This is a genomic window from Dyadobacter alkalitolerans DSM 23607 (genome assembly GCF_000428845.1).
GTDB classification, from domain to species: Bacteria; Bacteroidota; Bacteroidia; order Cytophagales; family Spirosomataceae; genus Dyadobacter; species Dyadobacter alkalitolerans.
Map to the genome: position 1 here is coordinate 132,314 of NZ_AUAS01000013.1, position 15,349 is coordinate 147,662.

Annotated in this window: 14 protein-coding genes; 9 read left to right on the forward strand and 5 right to left on the reverse strand. The window is 45.8% G+C overall.

All coding sequences use genetic code 11. The features are described 5' to 3' along the window. Nucleotides 1-2 precede the first annotated feature (2 nt). On the forward strand, nucleotides 3-3,101 hold the full coding sequence (locus G395_RS0120730; protein ID WP_026631828.1) for an SbcC/MukB-like Walker B domain-containing protein: 3,099 nt from the start codon (nucleotides 3-5) through the stop codon (nucleotides 3,099-3,101). Between the two features lie 100 nt (nucleotides 3,102-3,201). Here the strand turns inward: G395_RS0120730 and G395_RS0120735 are convergent, their stop codons facing one another. Together G395_RS0120735 and G395_RS0120740 are read right to left on the reverse strand one after the other, a co-directional pair. After that, nucleotides 3,202-4,311, reverse strand: a complete 1,110-nt coding sequence (locus G395_RS0120735) for a hypothetical protein (RefSeq protein WP_026631829.1) — start codon at nucleotides 4,309-4,311, stop codon at nucleotides 3,202-3,204. Between the two features lie 92 nt (nucleotides 4,312-4,403). Continuing rightward, the gene (locus G395_RS0120740; RefSeq protein WP_026631830.1) at nucleotides 4,404-4,949 is read right to left on the reverse strand and encodes a hypothetical protein; all 546 of its coding nucleotides are present in this window, start codon (nucleotides 4,947-4,949) and stop codon (nucleotides 4,404-4,406) included. A gap of 113 nt (nucleotides 4,950-5,062) precedes the next feature. Here G395_RS0120740 and G395_RS0120745 point away from each other — a divergent pair, with 113 nt between their 5' ends. From G395_RS0120745 to G395_RS0120765, 5 genes are read left to right on the forward strand one after another with little or no spacing between them, the layout of a single operon-like run. After that, on the forward strand, nucleotides 5,063-6,298 hold the full coding sequence (locus tag G395_RS0120745; protein WP_229204242.1) for a hypothetical protein: 1,236 nt from the start codon (nucleotides 5,063-5,065) through the stop codon (nucleotides 6,296-6,298). Between the two features lie 34 nt (nucleotides 6,299-6,332). After that, nucleotides 6,333-6,719, forward strand: coding sequence for a sugar 3,4-ketoisomerase (locus tag G395_RS0120750; RefSeq protein ID WP_026631832.1), 387 nt, complete (start codon nucleotides 6,333-6,335; stop codon nucleotides 6,717-6,719). Then, nucleotides 6,716-7,813 carry a DegT/DnrJ/EryC1/StrS family aminotransferase gene (locus G395_RS0120755; RefSeq protein ID WP_026631833.1) on the forward strand — a complete coding sequence of 366 codons (1,098 nt, stop codon included), beginning with the start codon at nucleotides 6,716-6,718 and terminating at the stop codon, nucleotides 7,811-7,813. The genes G395_RS0120750 and G395_RS0120755 overlap by 4 nt, the downstream gene beginning before the upstream one ends. Beyond that, nucleotides 7,810-8,730: a glycosyltransferase family 2 protein gene (locus G395_RS0120760; protein WP_026631834.1), complete on the forward strand. Its 921-nt coding sequence runs from the start codon at nucleotides 7,810-7,812 to the stop codon at nucleotides 8,728-8,730. The genes G395_RS0120755 and G395_RS0120760 overlap by 4 nt, the downstream gene beginning before the upstream one ends. Beyond that, nucleotides 8,727-9,497 (forward strand): class I SAM-dependent DNA methyltransferase, encoded by a 771-nt coding sequence (locus G395_RS0120765; RefSeq protein WP_026631835.1) that lies wholly within the window; start codon nucleotides 8,727-8,729, stop codon nucleotides 9,495-9,497. Before G395_RS0120760 ends, G395_RS0120765 begins: the two co-directional genes overlap by 4 nt. A 12-nt stretch (nucleotides 9,498-9,509) precedes the next feature. Here G395_RS0120765 and G395_RS0120770 read toward each other — a convergent pair whose 3' ends face one another. Further along, the gene (locus G395_RS0120770; RefSeq protein ID WP_026631836.1) at nucleotides 9,510-10,388 is read right to left on the reverse strand and encodes a PIG-L family deacetylase; all 879 of its coding nucleotides are present in this window, start codon (nucleotides 10,386-10,388) and stop codon (nucleotides 9,510-9,512) included. A gap of 56 nt (nucleotides 10,389-10,444) precedes the next feature. Between G395_RS0120770 and G395_RS0120775 the strand changes: the two genes are divergently transcribed. The 3 genes from G395_RS0120775 (at nucleotide 10,445) to G395_RS0120785 (ending at nucleotide 12,958) form a co-directional block, all read left to right on the forward strand. Continuing rightward, entirely contained in the window at nucleotides 10,445-11,239 is a 795-nt protein-coding gene (locus tag G395_RS0120775) for an SDR family NAD(P)-dependent oxidoreductase (RefSeq protein ID WP_026631837.1), read from the forward strand. A gap of 85 nt (nucleotides 11,240-11,324) precedes the next feature. Then, nucleotides 11,325-11,903 (forward strand): TetR/AcrR family transcriptional regulator, encoded by a 579-nt coding sequence (locus G395_RS0120780; protein ID WP_026631838.1) that lies wholly within the window; start codon nucleotides 11,325-11,327, stop codon nucleotides 11,901-11,903. A 53-nt stretch (nucleotides 11,904-11,956) separates the two neighbouring features. Further along, on the forward strand, nucleotides 11,957-12,958 hold the full coding sequence (locus tag G395_RS0120785) for a quinone oxidoreductase family protein (protein WP_035361846.1): 1,002 nt from the start codon (nucleotides 11,957-11,959) through the stop codon (nucleotides 12,956-12,958). 3 nt (nucleotides 12,959-12,961) lie between these two features. Here the strand turns inward: G395_RS0120785 and G395_RS0120790 are convergent, their stop codons facing one another. Further along, the gene (locus G395_RS0120790) at nucleotides 12,962-14,347 is read right to left on the reverse strand and encodes a high affinity choline transporter 1 (RefSeq protein WP_026631840.1); all 1,386 of its coding nucleotides are present in this window, start codon (nucleotides 14,345-14,347) and stop codon (nucleotides 12,962-12,964) included. Nucleotides 14,348-14,357: 10 nt separating this feature from the next. Next, nucleotides 14,358-15,329 (reverse strand): hypothetical protein, encoded by a 972-nt coding sequence (locus G395_RS0120795; protein ID WP_026631841.1) that lies wholly within the window; start codon nucleotides 15,327-15,329, stop codon nucleotides 14,358-14,360. Nucleotides 15,330-15,349 lie beyond the last annotated feature (20 nt).

Genomic DNA, 15,349 nt, shown 5'->3' on the forward strand with positions numbered 1-15,349 from the left:
ACATGATCCCTATCTATCTCAAAATCAAAGGTCTGTATTCCTACCAGACCGAGCAGGAAATCCATTTCAATGCGTTAACGGATGCATCGCTGTTCGGGATTTTTGGTGCGGTAGGAAGCGGAAAATCATCCATTCTCGAAGCGATCACATTCGCCTTGTACGGCGACACCGAGCGGCTCAACAGCAAGGGAGACGACCGCACTTACAACATGATGAACCTGCGTTCGGATGAGTTATCCATTGATTTTGAATGCATTGCAGGGAAAAATGGAGATCGTTATCGCTTTACCGTTCGTGGAAAACGGAATAGTAAAAATTTCAAAGACGTAAAAACCTTCGACCGTCGCGGCTATGTGTGGCAGGGCGAAAACTGGGTGCCGCTTCCGGAAAATGAGAATGCAGAAACGATCATTGGGCTGAGCTATGACAATTTTCGCAGGACAATCATTATTCCCCAGGGCCGTTTCCAGGAATTCATCGAGCTGCGCGACGCCGATCGGACGCGGATGATGAAAGAGCTTTTCCAGCTCGAAAAATACGATTTGAGCCGAAATGTAGGTTCACTAACCAAGCAAAATGACCTTGCCACGTCCAATGTGGACGGCCAGCTAACCGGCTTAGGCGAAGTGACGGGTGAAATGGTGGCAGCGGAAGAAAAGCGGCGGGAAGAAGTCAGGCTTGAAATCCAGAAAGTAAGCGAAGAGCTGCGCATCCAAACCGAATTGGAAACGGCATTTCAAAAACTGAAATTGACCGCTGAAAAAGTCAGGTTGCTGCAAACGCAACTGCAAACATTAGAAGCCGAGCGTCCGGTTATGCTGGAACGGGAAGCGATGTTGAAGATATTCGAAACGTGCTCTATTCATTTCAAATCCATTTTAGATCAAAAAAATACATTGAATGCGGGCATCGCCCGGGATCAGAAAATAGTTGAAAACAACAAAATACGCCTGGACGAGCTCACAAAGCTGGCCGAAAAACAACAGGAATTACTAACCCGCCTGCAACCGCAATACGAAAAGCGTGAAGAACTGCTTGATACGGCGGATGAGCTCGAGAAGATCATTCAAATCCTTGATAACAGGGTTTCTGCGGAAAAAAGGAAAGAAGCGTTAACGCGTGGAAATGAGCAACTGAAAGAAAAAGAAGCATCCATAGCCCGCTTAACCAAACAAAAGCAGGAAAAAGAATCTGAAAATGAGCAGCGTAAAAATGCCCTTTCGGACATTCAGGAAATCAGTGAAATCAAGGCCTGGTTTACGACTTGCGATGCATTAATAGAAAAGCGGCAATCCGTAAAAATCGAAGCGGAAACATTGCAGGCGGACATTACTGCCCAGCAACAAATGTTAATTGCGAAAATCGACGACATTAAGTCCAAATTCCAGCTCAATGTCGCTGAAAATGCTTCATTAGAAGCTTTCCAGCAGGCTATCCAATCATTTTTAACCCATTCAGAAGCAGAAACGAAGGAGAAAAGCGGGGAACTGCTTTCGCTTCATACCAAACTCGCATTACACCAATATGCGGGTGCGATCGTGGATGGTGAGCCTTGTCCATTGTGCGGTTCGGAGCATCATCCGGCTGTTTTGCATCCGGATCATGCTGTCGGAGAGCACATTAGAGTTGCGGAAGGCGCGCTTGCAACATTAGCCGCGCGGGAGAAAGCCATCCGCACATCCCAGGCGCCGGTTGAAAGAATTTACAATCAAATCGACAATCTTGAAAAGCTGAAAGCGACCATTAAGCAGCGCTGGATGGATGCAAAAACGCAGATTGAAGCACATGAGAAGCTTTTTGTTTGGAATAAATTTGATAAAAATGATCGTGCGGGTTTTGAAAAGCATTTTACAGAGATTACTAAAAATCAGTCTGAAATAAAGGAGGCGGAGGCCGCGATTAAGGCTTTGTCTTTGCAAATCGAAACTGAGAATCTGGAAAAAACGGAGAAGATTGAGAAACCGTTGCAAAGTTTGAAAGATGAAATCCTGCGCTTTGAAAACACAGTTCTAACGTTAGCAGGCCAACTTCAAAGGGTCAATTTGCGCGAATTTGACGATCAGCCCAAAGCAGCGATTTTAGAAAAAATTACTGCTTTCAAAAGCAGTTACAAAGAAATCACCAGCCTTTTTGAAAAATCTGAAAAGGATCTCGATGGAGTGCAAAAAGAAAAAGATGTGCTCTCCGGTGCCCAGCAGACATTAAAAACAACACTGAATTCCAGCCAGCGCGACCTTGCTAAATTGCAAATCAATGTGGAAGCGCAGTTGAAAGCATTCGATTTCGAATCCGAAGATCAGGTAAAAGCTATTTTGCAAAAGCCCATCCAGATTGAGTCCGAAAGAAAGGCGATTGAGACATTTAAATATGCTCTGGATACGACCTCGCGGGATCTGGAAAATCTTTTGAAGGAAAATACAGAGCAGCAATATGATCCCGAGCAGCACGAAACGGTCATTAAGGCGAAAGACACATTAACCGAAAGCCTCAATGCATTCCGCAAAGAAGAAGGCGGATTGGACCGGTTACTGAAAAAAATGGCCGAAGATCTGGCCAAAAAAGCAGCATTGCTAACCGAAAAAGCCCGTTTGCAATTACGGAGAGAACATCTGGACGATCTTACCAAGCTGTTCCGTTCCAGCGGTTTTGTGGATTATGCATCCAGCATTTACCTGCAAAATCTCATCCAGGCCGCCAACCATCGCTTCCATCAAATGACGCATCAGCAGCTGCATCTGGAATTGGGCGAAAGCAACAGTTTCTGGGTCCGCGATTTGCTCAACGGCGGACATCTGCGCTTGCTGAAAACATTATCAGGCGGCCAGAAATTTCAGGCCGCGCTGTCATTAGCACTAGCCCTTGCCGATCACATTCACGTCCGGAACGGCTCGAAGCATAATTTCTTCTTCCTGGATGAAGGCTTTGGCTCGTTGGATAAAAATGCATTGCAAACTGTTTTTGAGACCCTGAAATCCCTGCGAAAAGAAAACCGGATAGTTGGCATTATCAGCCATGTGGAGGACCTGCAACAGGAAATCCAGACGTATCTGAGCATTGAGGAAACCGAAGAAGGCAGCCGGATTGTGCCCAGTTGGAAGTGAAGCAGGGATTGTCACGCTGAGCGGAGCCGAAGTGAAGGCAGGACGGTATCCTTCGTCCCTAGCGACATTTCGACTACGCTCAATGTGACAGCATTACGTCCTAAAACCAGCGACTTACACTAAACGATATCAGATAATCTGCAAATGCAGCGTCGCCATGCGATTTTCCAGTAACATCCTGCTTGTCAGCATAGCTTTTCGTCCTGTTGCGGTAGAGGGCGATGGGGACGGAGAGGGATGCTGAAAATTTGTTTTTGATGTAGGCAACGCCTGGTTCGCCGGAAATCACGTATCCCGGACGGCGGTAACCCTTGCTGCTGCCGATCAGGTCGTCAGAAGGAACGCCTTCGGCGCGACCGCCTAGTAATACGGAAAATCCACCACCTAATGACTGGCTTACACCAAGGCGGGCTGCAAATTGGTCTACGGCAGCGAAATAGCCTACGATGGGGTCGATAGTCGCTGATTGCGGGTTCCGGTTGACGCCGTTATGCTCTTTGGGATTGGACAAATAGAAACCGTTGAAATATAGTGCCGTGCGGGGCGTAAAAGAAAGGTATCCCTGCGTTTCCAGAAAAAATCCGACAGCGCCATCGCCCAATTGGATGGACTGATCCACCGGTTTTACGATTGTGTAATCATTGCCTTCTTTGTCCAGCTTGTGAAATTCACCTTCCACCGCCTTGTCGCCCGTTGGAAGTTTTATGCCACCGCCGATAGCAACATTGAATTTCGGCATCTTCATGGGATCCCGTAACCAGTAACTTGTAGAAATTCTCAAGTCACCAATTCCTTTGGAGCTTGTATGAAAGCGTTTTTGCTCCGGATTGGCCGTAATGGCATTTCCATAGTGTTCGTATAGCGACGAGCGGTCATTGTGCTGAACAGGCAATGTTACCGAAATAGACCAACGCATATTAGGCTGATAAGTAAGTCCTAGATCCAGTGCATGCGCCACATTGATCACTTCCGTTCCCTGCTCCACGCGCTCCTTCTCTTCATGGTCGCCGCGGAAATGTTTGTATGACCTGAAAAAGCGATATCCGGCATTCACCTGGAATTTACCGTTTTGTTGTTTAAAGAAATCTGCAGAAGTCGCGCCGGCATGGCTCATGCCGCGAATTGCCACACAGCCTTGGGCGAAAATCTCATTTGAAAATTGCGTGATCAAAAGGCACACCGTAAACAGGAGTGTAAATATGTTTTTCATTGTCTTAAATTTTTAGAATATAAAATGGAACATAGCAGCAGCAATTCCCAAACAGGAAGCTGAGCCACAGTTATTTATAAAGTCCTTAAAAATTAAGACAATTCAGGCGGAGGCGATTCGGCCAAACGGGGGGAAGATGGTAATAAAGCAAAATAGTCGGGGAAAGAAACGGAATTGGTCAGCTGATAACATTCAAAGGCCAGCGGTGAGCGCGTTTCAATGGGCAAATAACTTTTGACCAGGTCATTAAGTAGTTTGAGTGCTCGCTTAGATGGTGATTTTTTAGCTAGATCAGTTTCCGGCAAATCATTCATACTGCCCGCTAGCTCAAAGAACCGTTCACGCGCCGAGGCGTTGGACTGGAGTGTGACGAACAGCGTATCGTTCTCGATTTTTTGATGAACAACATTGTAAAATTCACCATCTTTTTTGATCAGCCCGGCTGCTCCATCTTCGTTTTCCCAGGAAGTCGTATAAGGAAGAGACGGCGCAGGAATGGCCAGAACTTCGTGTTTTGACGCAATTTCGGACTTTTGGGCAGTTTCAAATTCCCTATCAAAACATAGCACGGCAACAGCTAGTCCAAACGTGTTGTACAAGAGTAAACCCAGAAGCGCTATGGATAGAAGTCTTTTCAAAAAGTCTAAATTTTTCCAAAAATAGTATAGTATTTACGATTTATCTATATACGCTGATATTTAATAATGGTTTGTGGGTGTAAACGCAGCCTATCGTTGCATGTAACATTAAAATGTATATTTGGGTACAATTTGCCCTACACGAGTTTATGCTTTTTGAGAATTTCTACGAGTCTTTTAGTTTTTGGTTTGCAGCGAAATTATCGGACAAAAACTGGTTGTTGAAACTGGCGCTTTTCTCTGTCCTGATTTCTCTTTTTCTAGCATTTCCGCCGTATTCGCTGCTTGTCTCGCATCTGAAAACCAATGGTGTAAGGCTGGATGCATGGGTTTTTATCCAAAATCAGGCACAAGATCTTTTTCATCCGAAAGACATGGACTACGATGTCCGCCGTGAAAATATGATCCTGAGATGGACATTGCCGTTCCTGTCGTTCATTACCAACCATAATGTAGTCCTGATCCTGGTGGCGCAGGCGTTATGCGGCGTATTATTTCTTCATAATATTGGCAAGTATATTTTTAAGGTTTCGGGGGACAAAGTCATCACCGGTTTTTTTGTCCTCGGCATTGCAAATATCTTCGTCAGCGTCTGGACATTCGCAGACATTCACGGCTACGGCGATGGTTTTGCCTATTTTTTCTTGCTGACAGCATTGCTCAGCCGTAACCCTTTCGTCATTTTTATTTCATTACAAATCGCCTTTTTTACGGACGAGCGAGCGGTTGTCGCGGGCGGTTATCTGTTGCTTTGGTGGATTGTTGTAAAAGCTTACGAAAAGAACAATTTCAGCCTTTCAGGGATGATTAAGGCAGGATTGCTGGGCGAGAGTGCTGTTGTATGGGTCGCCTGGATCTGTTATTTTGGGGTCCGGAACTATGTTCTGGCCACCTACTTTCCCAATCACAGCTATTCAACCATCGGAACGCCCGTTTTATTTGCCAGCGCACACCGGAACGGGCTTGGCAGCAGCATCTGGTCGGCTTTTGAAGGGACCTGGCTGTTAATGGGAAGTGCTTTGCTGGCGTTGTTCCTGACCAGGCGTTACTGGCTGATCGGCGCATTGTTCATTGGTTTTTCAATCCTCGTAGCAACAGGCATTTACGTACACGATATCGACCGGGCGCTTTCCTATGGCTTTCCTTTTATCCTTGCCGCATTTTTTATTTTGTATAAAACGGCGTCCTTATCGTCATTGAAGCTTATACTTTTTTTTACAATGCTCATTTGTGTCGGGCATCCGCAGGTTTTTTATATGGGTTATAACAAGATATTATGGCTGGAACCACTTCCTATGAAGTTATTCATGCTGTTGGATCAAATGATGTCCTGGAATCTATTTCGCTGAAAATTATAAAACGCTCTTACCTGTAAATCTCTTTATGCCACTATTAGTTGAGTTAAACACCTTCAATACCGGTGCAGGCAATCTGACGGTCTTTGAAAAGATCATCCCGGGCACAATCAAACGTGTATTTTACATTTATGGAGCCGGGGAAACCCAGCGTGGCGGACACAGGCATCACAAAACGTGGAATGCGCTGATCTGTATTCACGGAAGCTGTCGGGTGTATTCCAATGATGGAGAAAAAGAGGAGTATTTCAATCTCGATAACCCTGCTTCCTGTCTCATTCTGGAACCCAAAGACTGGCACATTATGGACTCATTTACGCAAGACGCCATCCTGCTGGTGCTTTCCAACGAGTACTACGACGTTGCCGACTACATTGACGAACCATATTTGCAGAAACACACCGTATCGCAATGATCCCTTTCCTGGATTTGAACGAGGTTAATGCACCTTACCTTGATGCCATTGAAGAAGCCTCGCTGCGGGTTATCCGCTCGGGCTGGTATATTCTGGGAAATGAGCTGAAAGCTTTTGAGAAATCATTTGCAAGTTATTGTGGCGTGGCACATTGCGTGGGCGTAGCCAATGGCCTTGATGCCATTAGTTTGATTCTCATGGCTTACGAATTTCCCGGGGAGAGCGAGATAATTGTTCCTGCAAACACCTATATCGCATCGGTTTTACCGGTCGCTTATTTAGGGTTTAAACCCATTTTTGTCGAGCCGGATCCGGTTACAATGCTTTTGGATCCTGATAAAATTGCTGAAAAGATCACCTCAAAAACCAGGGCGATCATTGCAGTCGATCTTTACGGGCGCATTTGCGAAATGGAACCGATCATGGCGCTTGCCCGAATGCATGGCCTGAAAGTAATTACCGACGCCGCCCAGGCGCACGGTGCGATCTATCAAAATAAAAAAGCCGGCAGCATGGCCGACGCAACAGCATTCAGTTTTTATCCTACCAAAAATCTGGGTGCCCTTGGTGACGCGGGTGCTGTTACAACCGCAGACGAAGCGCTGGCTGAAAAGATCCGATATCTGCGTAATTACGGGTCGCAGGTTCGGTATAAAAATGATTATCAGGGTGTTAATAGTCGGCTGGATGAAATTCAGGCTGCGATATTAAATGTCAAACTTCCCTTTCTCGACGCGGAAAATGCTCGGAGAAGAGAAATTGCAGCGCGTTATTTAAGTGAAATCAATGTAACAGATTTGATTTTACCGCCAGCTGACCGCATTCAGGACGATGCGTGGCATTTGTTTGTGAGCAGGCATGCGGATCGCTCCAAATTTATCGCATATCTGGATGCTAATGGCATTCAAACCAATGTGCATTATCCGTTGCCCATCCATAAGCAGCAGGCTTTTTCGGAATATAACGATTTGATATTGCCGATAACGGAAAGAATTCACAACGAAGTGATTAGTTTGCCATTAAATGCGGTGCTAACGAACGAGAAGGTTACTTATATCATTCAAACCGTTAATCAATTCGATTATCAGCAATGAAATTATCCGTTGTCATTCCGGTATATAACAGCGAAAAAACGATCGGGCCGCTCGTGAAAACTTTGCAGACCGCATTGGCGGAGGTCAGTTTTGAAATAGTGATGGTAAATGACGGCAGCAGGGATGGCTCGGAAAAAGTTTGCAAGCAACTGGCTGAGCATTATGCCAATGTCCGTTTCATTTCGCTGCGCCGGAATTACGGCGAATTCAATGCCGTCATTTGCGGCCTGAACTGGGCATACGGCGATTATTGCGTCATGATCGACGATGATTTTCAGAACCCGCCGGAAGAGATTTTGAAACTGATAAAAGTGGCCGAAAACGATGGTAATGACGTTGTTTACACTTATTATTCCAAAAAAGAACATTCAGTAGGGCGTAATCTAGGAAGCAAGCTGGTCAACTGGCTCACGAGTTATCTGCTGAACAAACCAAAGGACCTTTACTTGTCGAGTTTCAAGCTGATCCGTCAGGAGGTTGTGCAGGAAATTACGAAATACAAAGGCCCTTACCCATACATTGACGGGCTCATTTTCAGGATCACACGCAACATCGGAACCGTTCAGGTTACCCATTTAAAGCGGGAAGAGGGAACCTCCAATTATACCTGGCAGAAGCTTATTTCCTTGTTTCTCAATATCTTATTTTGCTATTCCTCTCTTCCTATCCGCATATTTTTGCCCATCGGTCTGGGTTTGTCCCTGTTTGGATTTCTGCTGCTTTGCTATCTTACCATACAATGGGTGATGGGGCCTGATCCAAAAGGCTGGCAAGTCGTCACCGCAACATTAATCTCCATCGGCGGCATTCAATGTACATTACTGAGTGTTTTGGGAGAGTATATCGGTAAAAGTTTTATGGCGCAGAGTGGTCAGCCTCAATATGTTATAAAATACAATAGCGCGGAGGCCATATGATTAATAACAGACTCGAGTACCAGCGCATGTATGAGGTGGAGCGGTCGCTATGGTGGTATCAGGTGCTGCACGAAAAGGTTTTAAATGCGATTAAAGCGCATTTCGGCATTGGTAAGCATAACCTCAAAATACTCGATGCTGCGTGCGGAACGGGCGGTCTACTGTCATTTCTGAGAGACGCCGGCTATGCCGATCTTGCCGGATTTGACTATTCGCAGCACGCCATTGATTTTTCCCGGGAGCGAAATCTGAATGTTCGTTTCGGCGATTTAAAGAACGTCAATGCATTCCAGCCGGGCGAGACGTTTGACCTGATCTCCTGCAACGATGCGCTTTATTTCCTAACCGATGAAGAGATCATTCAGGCGTTAGCAGCATTCAAAAGAAAGCTTAACAAAAATGGCCTGATCATTATTAACATCCATGCGTTTGAAGCCTTTTCCGGCACACATGACTTGGCCGTTGGGAGTTTCAGGAGGTTTAAACTGGAACAATTTATACATTATGCAAAAGCCTCAGGATTAGTCATCGAGCACAACACTTACTGGCCCTTCGCATTGTCTCTGCCCATTTTAGCTGTCCGGCAATGGCAAAATTACCAGATCCGCAAGCAGAAAATCAATACGGAACATTTAGATTCGGACGTGAAATTTCCTGGTAAACTGGTCAATTCCATTTTAAAAGGGATCACCAAAACCGAGCAGTTCCTGATCCCGAGAGCGCCATTTGGCAGCTCTTTGTTTATGACATTGGTTTCCAAAGATTAGCAATCGCACTGGCTATTTTTTGGAAAAACCTGCATTATTGATCTTTTCAAACAGATCTTTCACTTCACCGATCCGGGCAGCGCCGTTCAACTCGAAATAGAGAAATGTTTCCATGTCGCCGCGATGCATCGCCTGGTTCATATCGCCGCTCTGTGACTTATGCGCCGCCTTAACCCAGTCCGCTACGATCATGTAACTGTGTTTTTTATCTTCCCCAAAACCGTAAGTCCGGTCAAATTCGAAGATCGGGGCTGTTAAGCTGATCGCTGTTTCGGGATAACCATCCAGTCGGGTAAATTTTGAAATAGTGCCTTTGTTTTGCGTTTGCCCGCCTAGTACAATGGGTTTTTTATCACCTTTAAAGCGCTGAACAGCCCTTATAGCGCTGATTGAGGCCGTTTTATGATGGGCGTGCTGGCCTTCATTTGGAACGAGGCAAAAGACATAGCCGTAATTTCCTTTTGCCAGAATCTCATCCAGGCGGCTTTCTACGTATTTAATGTTCCAGTTTTTCCCTTCCAGATAGGGCTTTTCGTCGCGGTTGTAATAATCATCAAGCTGGTCCAGAAAGAAAAAGTTGCCAATGCCAAGCACTTCGCCGGCAGCCAGGATTTCCTTTTTTCGGATCAAAGGCAGATGTTTCCTGCCAACGACAGAATCCACCAGGTTCATGCCATAATAGGACGATGCCACGAGCCCGTTATAACCACCTGATGCATCCGTAATTAAGGCAAGGTCTGCCGACCCTTTCAGCTCGTGCGTAATTTTGAAAATGGTCACTGGGAATGTTGTCTCGTCATCAGGATGTGCCGTAACGATCAATACGCGAGGACTTTGTGCGTGTGCGGCAATGGCAACGATCAAGAAAATGAAAAGATAAATGTTTTTCATGCGGACGATTTCTTAAAGTGAAGTGTTATCAGGATAATTTACAAAATTTACATGACATGGATTTACAATTGAAAGGGAAAACGGCATTTATCAGCGGTTCTACCCAGGGAATAGGCTTTGCAATTGCTCAAAATTTATTAAAAGAAGGCGCAAATGTCGTGATCAACGGCAGAACGCAATCGAAAGTAGCTGAGGCTGTTCAGCGCCTGCAAGAAAATAATCCATCCGGCACTGTTTCTGGTTTGGCAGCCGATTTTTCCAAAGTGGAAGAAGTGAATGCGTTGCTGGAAAATCTTCCTGAAATTGATATACTGATCAACAATGCCGGAATATTTGAGCCTCAGGCATTTACAGACATTACGGACGCAGACTGGTTCAAGTTTTTTGAAGTGAATGTGCTGAGCGGCGTGCGCTTATCCCGTCACTATTTTCCAAAAATGATCGCGAAGGATTGGGGCCGTATCATCTTCATTTCCAGCGAATCGGCTGTGAATATTCCCGAAGAAATGATTCATTATGGGATGACAAAAACAGCTCAATTGGCTGTCAGCAGAGGATTGGCCGAATTGACAAAGGGCACAAATGTTACGGTTAATTCCGTGTTGCCGGGGCCAACGAAGTCGGAAGGCGTTGCGGAATTTGTAAAGCAGCTTGGTGCTGCAAATAACGTCTCAACAGAACAAGCAGAAACAGATTTCTTTAAGGATGCGCGGCCTACTTCGTTGCTGCAACGATTTACATCGGTTGAAGAAATCGCGAACCTGGTTACTTATGTGGCTAGTCCGCTGTCTTCCGGCACCAATGGCTCGGCGTTGAAAGTAGATGGTGGCGTTGCCAAATTTATCATTTAGTGAATTGACTTTCATGGTGTTGCATGTATTTGGCTAAAAATGGTTTATTTTGGAACAATCGTTCTGCAATAATTGTCTGTTAATTATGGCACGTACCAAAGCATTTGAACCCGCAGAGAAGCTGGAAAGAGCGAGGGATATTTTTTGGCAAAAAGGATATCAGGCAACCTGCATGCAGGATCTTGTAAACACCATGGGCCTGAACCGAGGCAGCATTTATGACACTTATGGCGACAAGCACAGCTTGTTTTTAATGTGTCTGAAAAGCTATTCGGACGGCATGCTGAATGATTACCTGCAGGCAACCGACGCTGCAAAGTCTCCTGTTAAGGCGATTGAAAAAATCATTAAAAGAGCTGCCGCCAGGACCATTGAGGAAGGAAAAACTTGTATGGGCGTGAAATCAGCCTTTGAGCTTGCTTCGGATGACGAAGAAGTGCATGCGATATTAAAAGAAAATACGGGCAGCGTAGTGAACGTGCTCAAAGACCTGATCAGAAAGGCTCAAAAGGCGGATGAAATCAATGCAAAAAGAGATCCTGCCATGCTGGCCAATTTTATCGTTTCTAATTTTACGGGATTCTGGCAACTGTTTCTCGTATATGGGGATCCGGAAATGGTGAAACAGCAGGCCGACTTTCTGATCAGGTCAATAAAAAAGTAAGATGAATGCCGATTATGGAACAACCGTTCCGTAATTATTTTGAACAGATAGCCATGTTAGATATCATTAAAGAGACAACTTATAAATCGAGCTCTATAAAAATCAGCAAACAGGGAAGTCCTTCCGTGCTTACATACAGCAAAGATATACTGGACCAACCTGGGCCGGGAGAGGTGTTGCTCAGGCAGGCCGCTATCGGATTGAACTTCGTGGATACGTATTTCAGAAGCGGCATGTTTCCTGTAAAATCGTTTCCTTATGTGCCTGGAATTGAGGCTGCCGGGGTTATAGAAGCAATCGGGCCATGGGTTACTGATTTCAAAGTTGGTGATCGTGTGGCTTATCATTTTATCCCGGGCGCTTATACCGAAATGCGCATGATCGGGACGCACCAGCTTGTGCATGTTCCCGATGGTGTGAGCCTGGAAGAAGCTGCTGCCATTATGGTTAAAGGCTTTACAGCCAGAATGTTGGTAAAAGAATCTTTCAAAGTCAAACGCGGCGATGTAGTGCTTGTACACGCTGCTGCGGGCGGTGTAGGGTCACTCGTTGCCAGCTGGGCCAAAGCGCTGGGTGCGACGGTGATCGGAACGGTAGGTTCGGAAGGAAAGAAGCAGACAGCGCTTGATAATGGTGCAGATCATGTTTTTCTGGTGGGCTGTGAGGGTTTTGCGAAATCGGTTTTGGCAATTACAGATGGCAAGGGAGTGGATGTGGTGTATGACGGTGTTGGTAAGGACACATTTTCTGAATCTGTGGGAATTGTGAAAAAAGGCGGAAAAATCGTGTTGTACGGGTCATCGTCGGGCCAGCCCGAACACATTGATCATGCAGCTTTACGCGCAAAGTCGATTGCTATGCTTACACCGGTGCTGAATGCTTACATTTCGGATTACGATAGTTTGCATTTGTTTGCCAGCGATACATTCTCAGCGTTGCAAGCGGGGATATTTGGCAAAATAAACATTACAAAATATCCGCTTTCGGAAGCAGCGCAGGCACATAGTGACATTGAATCGCGCAAAACGACAGGGTCCGTGATAATGATCCCGTAGGCACTAGGAAGCCGTTTTTATTGCTGAGACCTTTTCCCAGAGTATGCCCGTGAGCATGCCAATAATACTGGCAAGCAGGCCGAAGATCAGCGGCGGATATGTTGTTTCCATGTATGCGCAAACCAGCCATGCGGCCAGGCCTGCGATCATTGACATAATACAACCCAACTGATTCGTGGCTTTCCAGTAAAGGCCGGCTGCGAGCGGAACAAACAGGGATACCAGGCTGAAAGCGGAGGATTCTGCAACCAGTTCGAAAATGCTGTCGCCCCGAACGGCCATCGCAATACATATGCCCGTAATCACCACAATACCACAGCGAATGATGCGAAGTAATTGCTGGTCGGTTAATGTCGGGTTGAAAAATTTAAAAATATTCTCTCCCAAAACCGCTGCCGGCGCCATAATCGCGCTGCTCGTCGTGCTGAGGATCGCAGAAACCAATGCACCGAAAAACACGATTTGCAAAGGCAGTCCCATATGCTTTAAGATCATGTTGGGAATGATCAGCTGCCCGTCATTGTCCGATTCGGGGTAAAGGTGATGGCCGCATAAGCCTATAAACAGCGGAAGCAATGCCACTGTCAGATACATGAGCGATGACAGCAATGTTGCTTTTACCGAAACATTAGCGGATTTGGCAGACATAACCCTTTGAAAAACATCCTGTTGAGGGATCGAGCCGAGTCCGATCGTGATCCAGGCAGCGAAATATTCAACGGATGCCTTGAATGTAAAATCCGGATAAAACTTAAAAAACCCTGGCGGTGCAGCTTCAATCAGCGGCGTAAAACCACCCACTTTATTGTAAAGAACGGTTGCCACAATGGCGAGGCCGACGATGATCATAATCGTTTGCACAAAGTCTGTAATGGAGATAGACCACATTCCGCCCCAGATCGTATAAAGGATCACGACCACGGAACTGCCTAAAATACAAGTGATCAACGACCAGCCCAGCACGACTTTCAATACAATGCCCATCGCAAGCAACTGCGCGGCAATCCAGCTGAAATAGGAGGGAATGATTAAAAGAGCCGACAGCAGCTCGGCGTTGCGACCATACCGGATCCTGAAAAAGTCGCAGAACGTGATAATGTTCATTTTATAAAACCGCCTGGCGAAAAATAATCCCACCAGCAACAGGCACAACGAAGCGCCAAACGGGTCTTCAATGACGCCTAATACACCATGCTCAACGAATTCTGTGGGTGCGCCCATAATGGTTTCTGAGCCGAACCACGTAGCGAAAGTTGCCGAAGCGGCCAATATGAGCGGCAGCCGCCGGCCTGCCAGAACAAAATCCTGTGTTGTCGAAATTCTGCGAGACGCCCACAGGCCAATGCCCAGGTTAGCCAGCAGATATGCGAGAATGGAAAAAGCAAGCATTGAAAATCAATTATAAATTGGCGGGTTTTTTAGAGAACTCCTCATACAAATAGCGCGTGTAAATGCCTGATCCCTTTGCATTGAGATGGTGCGAATCAAACAAATTCCCGGGTTTTAAGATAGCTTCCAAAGTTGGATCTTTCGGTAAGGAAATGAAATTTGCCTGCGAGATGTAGGGCGTAACCTGCGCCAGCAGCTCATATTCGCCCTTTGTAACATTATTGGGCATGTAAAAAATGACCCGTTTGCGATAGGCTTTGCTTAGTGTTATCACTTCATTTATTGCGGTAAGAAAATATGCATTCGGAGCGGGGTGATGAGATGGTGCCGTGAGTTTTTTAGTATAAAAACGATTGTTGACGACCATTGTATTCAAACCCGGAATTGTCAGATCCACATCCTGAAAGCCGTTCGTTTGCAGATTTGGTGGTCCTTCAATGGGATCATTTACCGGGTTGATCCATTTTTTAAATGTTGCAATTTGCGGCGCAATGGAGAATATCTGGAAAAGGGTTGTGTTAAAGTCGCTTAGGAAATCGCTCCATTTGCCGTGATCATCAGGATTAACAGTTGCTTCGTCTACGCGCATCCTGAAATAGACATCATTAAAAACCTGGTCCGGCGTCATATGTATGGTGCTGTAATCAAGGGCGCTTAGTTCTATAAAAATGGTCTGGGTTTTAGGGTCATTTTCAATAATATGACGCGCGATTTTAAGTGAATTAGCTATGGAAAGGCTGAATAACCCCATGTTATAACTGCGTGTTTGCCCAGCATTCAGCGAATCAAAAATCAAAGGATTGATTCCATAAAGCGTGCGGCTGGTTCCGATAAAAACAGCGTTAGGAGCGAACGCCTGCCGATGCTTTTCCCGTATTGCAATGTCGCGGCGCGGGTCTACCGGCAGCAGACCAATAACCAGGGCAATAGCTATTTTAAAGCCAAGAAACAGCGCGATCCAGAGCAGTATTTTTTTAACCATCGTGTGTTCGGGAGTACATA

Excerpts from the sequence above, each read along its gene's own strand:
- G395_RS0120760 (WP_026631834.1), top strand. The coding sequence starts at position 7,810 with ATGAAATTATCCGTTGTCATTCCGGTATATAACAGCGAAAAAACGATC.
- G395_RS0120745 (WP_229204242.1), top strand. The coding sequence starts at position 5,063 with ATGTATATTTGGGTACAATTTGCCCTACACGAGTTTATGCTTTTTGAG.
- G395_RS0120735 (WP_026631829.1), bottom strand. The coding sequence starts at position 4,311 with ATGAAAAACATATTTACACTCCTGTTTACGGTGTGCCTTTTGATCACG.
- G395_RS0120790 (WP_026631840.1), bottom strand. The coding sequence starts at position 14,347 with ATGCTTGCTTTTTCCATTCTCGCATATCTGCTGGCTAACCTGGGCATT.
- G395_RS0120775 (WP_026631837.1), top strand. The coding sequence starts at position 10,445 with ATGGATTTACAATTGAAAGGGAAAACGGCATTTATCAGCGGTTCTACC.
- G395_RS0120780 (WP_026631838.1), top strand. The coding sequence starts at position 11,325 with ATGGCACGTACCAAAGCATTTGAACCCGCAGAGAAGCTGGAAAGAGCG.
- G395_RS0120795 (WP_026631841.1), bottom strand. The coding sequence starts at position 15,329 with ATGGTTAAAAAAATACTGCTCTGGATCGCGCTGTTTCTTGGCTTTAAA.
- G395_RS0120750 (WP_026631832.1), top strand. The coding sequence starts at position 6,333 with ATGCCACTATTAGTTGAGTTAAACACCTTCAATACCGGTGCAGGCAAT.
- G395_RS0120730 (WP_026631828.1), top strand. The coding sequence starts at position 3 with ATGATCCCTATCTATCTCAAAATCAAAGGTCTGTATTCCTACCAGACC.
- G395_RS0120770 (WP_026631836.1), bottom strand. The coding sequence starts at position 10,388 with ATGAAAAACATTTATCTTTTCATTTTCTTGATCGTTGCCATTGCCGCA.
- G395_RS0120765 (WP_026631835.1), top strand. The coding sequence starts at position 8,727 with ATGATTAATAACAGACTCGAGTACCAGCGCATGTATGAGGTGGAGCGG.
- G395_RS0120785 (WP_035361846.1), top strand. The coding sequence starts at position 11,957 with ATGTTAGATATCATTAAAGAGACAACTTATAAATCGAGCTCTATAAAA.
- G395_RS0120755 (WP_026631833.1), top strand. The coding sequence starts at position 6,716 with ATGATCCCTTTCCTGGATTTGAACGAGGTTAATGCACCTTACCTTGAT.